Genomic DNA, 4,778 nt, shown 5'->3' with positions numbered 1-4,778 from the left:
TATCCGCATAGTTTCGGATATACTGGAATCTAACGGTTCATCGTCAATGGCGTCAGTTTGTGGTGGAACATTGGCGCTAATGGATGCCGGTGTACCGATTAAGAGTACGGTGGCAGGGATTTCTATCGGGTTAGTTTATGAAGAAGGAAAATATGTTTTGTTGACTGATATCCAGGGTGAAGAAGATCATGCTGGGGATATGGATTTCAAAGTAGCGGGAACACGGAAAGGTGTTACTGCGATACAGATGGACCTCAAAACACCCGGGGTTGCGTTGTCATTATTGAAAGAAGCTTTGGAACAAGCGAAGTCCGGACGGTTTGCGATTATGGATATTATGGAACAAACAATCGGACAGTCAAAGAAAGAACTTTCAACATATGCACCGCGGATGGTACAGGTAAAAGTGCCGGTTAATAAAATACGCGAAGTAATAGGACCTGGCGGAAAAATTATTAATAAAATCCAGGATGAAACTGGTGCGACTATTAGCATAGAAGATGATGGTACAACATCAATATCTGCGCCTAATGGCGAATCATTGAAGGCAGCTAAGGAATGGGTGGAAGGTATAATTGCGGAAGTTGAAATCGGGAAAATTTATACCGGAAAAGTAACCCGTGTAGAAAACTTTGGCGCGTTTGTTGAAGTATTGCCTGGGAAAGAAGGGCTTGTACATATAAGCCAGATAGCACAGCATCGTGTCCAAAATGTTACGGATGAAGTTAATTTAGGGGATACGATTAAGGTTAAAGCAATGGAGATTGACAGTAAGGGACGGTTGAATCTTTCACGTAAGGCTGCGATGGGGGAATAAAAGTATTATGCCGCAGGAAGATAAAAACGGGAAGAAAGAAAATGATAGTATAAACGGTAACAACGCTAACCCGGCAATGATACGCGAGTTAAAGTCGTTGTATCAACTTATGCGGGATGAAAATATTGTTAACCTTCAGATTGAAGATGAAGGTAAGAAAGTTCATCTTAAACGGTATGAGAAGGTAAGTGAACAGGTTATCGTAGAAACCCATGTGCCAATGTCCGCTACAAGGACATTATTACCTTCAGCATCCCAAAGCATTGGGGCAACACAACAGGGTGTAAAACAGGATTCCGCTGTTAAACATGGATTTAAGGAAATTAAAGCGCCGTTAATTGGAATTTTCTATCGTTCACCATCACCGAGTTCACCGGCATTTGTTGAAGTAGGACAGGTAGTTAATCCCGGGCAAACGTTATGTATTATCGAAGCAATGAAAGTAATGAATGAAGTTACAGCAAATAGTAAGTGTAAGATTGAAAAAATATTGGTTGAAAACAATCATGCGGTTACTGCCGGGCAGGTAATTTTTTGGGTAAGCCCGGCGTAATAAGTGTGGAAATAAATAACTTATTATGATAAACGAGGAAATTATTGGTACGGTAGCGGGAAAAGTATGGCAGTACCTTAATACTAACGGTGCTACTGCTGTGTTGAAACTTAAGTTTGAACTCTCCCTTGATAACCGGATGTTGTTTCTATCATTAGGTTGGCTTGCGAGGGAAGGTAAAATTGTCCTGCAACCAGATCTTGAAGCTAAAGATGTAATAGTCGACCTTAATAAATAGTTCGTAGCCCGTGGAAATACTGTAGCGATAACACGGTTGTTATAACACTAAGGGTGAGGGGAAGAAATGTATGCCATGGTATTTATGTTTTATTCTCGGGGTGGTACAAGGGATAACAGAATTTTTGCCGATATCATCTTCGGGGCATCTCGTTATCATGCAGACATTGTTCAACCTGCAAACCGCGGATAAAGCGTTAATTTTGTTTGATTGCTTGTTGCATATAGCGACACTGCTTGCTGTAGTTGTATTTCTTGGACGCAGTATTATATTTTTATTGAAAGATGTCTTTGATTCCAATGTCACTGTGCGTAATGGCGCGTTAAAATATATTGTAATGATCCTCATAACTACTGTTATTACCGGAATAATAGGTGTGATGTTCAAGGATACGTTTGAGAGAGTGTTTAATTCCGCAAAAGTTGTAGCATTATTATTGATAGTTAACGGTACGGTTATTTGGTTCAGCCAGAAAGTTGCTGCTGGTAGGAAAGTTAAGGAATTGAATAAAATCAGTATCCTTGATAGTTTGTGGATTGGTATTGCGCAGGGGTTAGCTATAACTCCCGGGATTTCAAGGTCAGGGTCAACAATAAGCGCTGCGTTTGTGTTGGGATGGTCGCCAGTTTTAGCTGCGGAGTATTCTTTTTTATCGTCAATCCCTGCAATTGCTGGCGCAACGTTGTTGGAATTGCTTAAAATGGAATACAGTATTAATCCTGGGATGATGTTAAGTTTTGGTATTGGTATGATAGCTGCATTTGCTATCGGTTTTGTTTCGTTAAAGTTTTTATGGGGTATCCTTATCAAACGTAACTGGCAGGTGTTTGCATATTATTGTTGGGCTACGGGGCTTGCGATGTTCGTTTTGTTTAGTATTAAGTAAAGTATATTATGGGATCATTAAATTCAAGGGCAAAGACTAAGGCATCACGGCGCAGGCATAGTGATGAGAAGTATAATTTTCTTGGATTAATGCTGTTGTTGTTATGTGTGCTCTGCCTGTTTTTCCTGGTATTACCCGGTGTTACAGGTAGCGTTGGTAAAAGTGTAAATGGCGTTCTCTCTAAACTACTAGGTTTATCATCATATTTGTTGGTACTGAGCTTTACAATCTGGAGCCTGCGTATATTTTTAAAAAAAATTGAATTACCCGTATTAATTGATGTTATCGGGCATATATTATTATTTATTTCATTAAGTTTATTCCTGGGCCTGTTAGGATTAATAATTAATAAACCTCTAGCAGGTGAGTGGGGTTTATTCCTGAAATATCATAGCGTTTATTACTTTGGCATCGGCGGGAGTTATATTTTGGTGCTTATAATAGTGATTGCAGGGTTAACCTTAAGCACCGCATTTTCGTTACCCGCTTTTCTTGCGTGGTTAGTAGAACGTATAAGCCAGGATTTACGTGAATTCAGTGAGTTAAGGAATATGAATAAAAAAAACAGGCCGTCGAAGCCGCAACCGGAGTTAATCCCAAAGTTGCCTAAAATACAGACAATTGAAGATTTGCCGAAAATACGCAAACAGCCGATGGGATCCCGGGAAAGTGAACCCGAGAAAGTGGATACTGGAACTATTGTTGTTATCCCAAAAATACTTGAGAAGAACAAGGAAATGACAACTAAGAAAAAGGGAAGTGTAGACGCTAAGAAAAACGTTTCTGAATCAAATACTGGCGATGATACGGTTAAAAATGATTTAGAGCCTGCAGCAAGCGCGTTTCAAAATTACAATCTACCTTCATTAGATTTATTGGAAAATATTGTATCACAAAATACCGCACTAGTTAATGAGCATGATATAAACCAGCGCGCAATGTTTCTTCTAGAAACACTTAAGAATTTTGAGATTGATGCTACAATTGTAGGACTTAATCCAGGGCCTGTAGTAACACGTTATGATATACAGCCGGCTCCCGGGGTGAAGATACAGTCAATCGTAACTTTAAGTAATGATATAGCGTTGTCAATGCGGGCATCAAGTATCCGCGTGATTGCACCGATACCCGGTAAGGCGGCGGTAGGGATTGAAATACCTAACCAACAGTCTAAGATTGTAGGGTTACGCGATATTATTGAGAGTGAAGATTATTCAAAGATTACTTCAAAACTGGTAATTGCATTAGGTAAAACTACTGACGGGTTGCCGTATGTCACGGACTTGATTCCGATGCCTCACTTGTTGATTGCCGGATCAACCGGGTCGGGGAAAAGTGTATGCCTGCATTCCATTATCATGAGTATCCTATTCCGTTCAAAACCGGATGAAGTAAAGTTTCTTATGATTGATCCTAAACAACTAGAACTGCCGGGGTATAACGGAATTCCGCATCTCTATGACCCGAATCATGTTTCTGATGAGGTAAAGGTTGTTACCAATCCAAAAGACGCAGCAAGGTCATTAGAGAAATTGATTAAGGTTATGGAATTCCGGTACAAAAAGTATGCGCAGGCAGCAGTCAGAAATATTGAGGGTTACAATAAGTACGCTGAAAAAAATGGTATTGAGAAAGATTATTATATTGTAGTAATCATAGATGAACTTGCGGACTTGATTTTGGTTGCGCAAAAGGAAATTGAAGAGTCTATCATGCGTTTAGCGCAAATGGCGCGTGCTGTGGGGATACATCTTATACTCGCAACGCAGAGGCCGTCAGTGGATGTTATCACGGGTGTGATAAAAGCTAATTTACCGTCACGAATTGCATTTCAAGTGTTGTCAAAAATAGATTCACGGGTTATACTTGATACGCAGGGCGCTGAAGATTTATTGGGGAAAGGCGATATGTTATTCCTTCCTCCCGGTGCGCCAAAACCTATAAGGTTGCAAGGCGGGTTTGTATCGGAGAAAGAAGTTGAACGCGTAGCGAATTATATAAGAGAACAAGCTGAGCCTGCGTATACCGATATATTGGGCCATATTGAAGAACAACAGGAGGCGGAAGAAAATGAGGAAACTAGGGAGTTGTTGTTAGCAGCGTTGAAGTTAATGAAATCACTTGGACGTGTATCGGGAGATATACTGCGCGGAGATAATAAAATTGGGCATAAGTACGGAGTGGTCTTAGCGTTGCTTGAGAGAGATCGTTTTGTGTATAAGCCCGAAGGGACGAAGAGCTGGAAAATAAATATGGAAGCTGTGGATGACTATCTGCAAAAAAA

The 4,778-nt window shown here is 40.3% G+C and carries 5 protein-coding genes; all 5 read left to right on the top strand.

The window, feature by feature from the left end; all coding sequences use genetic code 11:
* Window positions 1–817: S1 RNA-binding domain-containing protein (locus tag WC955_13115; GenBank protein MFA5859994.1), on the top strand; the 817-nt coding region annotated here is incomplete at its 5' end.
* A gap of 7 nt (window positions 818–824) precedes the next feature.
* On the top strand, window positions 825–1,370 hold the full coding sequence (gene accB / locus WC955_13110; GenBank protein MFA5859993.1) for an acetyl-CoA carboxylase biotin carboxyl carrier protein: 546 nt from the start codon (window positions 825–827) through the stop codon (window positions 1,368–1,370).
* Window positions 1,371–1,395: 25 nt separating this feature from the next.
* Window positions 1,396–1,608: a winged helix-turn-helix domain-containing protein gene (locus WC955_13105; protein MFA5859992.1), complete on the top strand. Its 213-nt coding sequence runs from the start codon at window positions 1,396–1,398 to the stop codon at window positions 1,606–1,608.
* Window positions 1,609–1,678: 70 nt separating this feature from the next.
* Complete coding sequence (locus tag WC955_13100) at window positions 1,679–2,494, top strand: undecaprenyl-diphosphate phosphatase (GenBank protein MFA5859991.1); 816 nt, start codon at window positions 1,679–1,681, stop codon at window positions 2,492–2,494.
* A gap of 8 nt (window positions 2,495–2,502) precedes the next feature.
* On the top strand, window positions 2,503–4,778 hold a 2,276-nt coding region (locus WC955_13095; protein MFA5859990.1), incomplete at its 3' end, for a DNA translocase FtsK 4TM domain-containing protein.

This window comes from Elusimicrobiota bacterium, assembly GCA_041658405.1.
Taxonomy (GTDB): domain Bacteria; phylum Elusimicrobiota; class UBA5214; order JBBAAG01; family JBBAAG01; genus JBBAAG01.
Note: the sequence above shows the minus strand (reverse complement) of the source record. Positions and strands in the feature narration are given on the sequence as shown.

What these genes read in the sequence shown, in the direction of transcription:
- WC955_13105 (MFA5859992.1), top strand. Translation starts at nt 1,396, where the DNA reads ATGATAAACGAGGAAATTATTGGTACGGTAGCGGGAAAAGTATGGCAG.
- WC955_13100 (MFA5859991.1), top strand. Translation starts at nt 1,679, where the DNA reads ATGCCATGGTATTTATGTTTTATTCTCGGGGTGGTACAAGGGATAACA.
- accB (MFA5859993.1), top strand. Translation starts at nt 825, where the DNA reads ATGCCGCAGGAAGATAAAAACGGGAAGAAAGAAAATGATAGTATAAAC.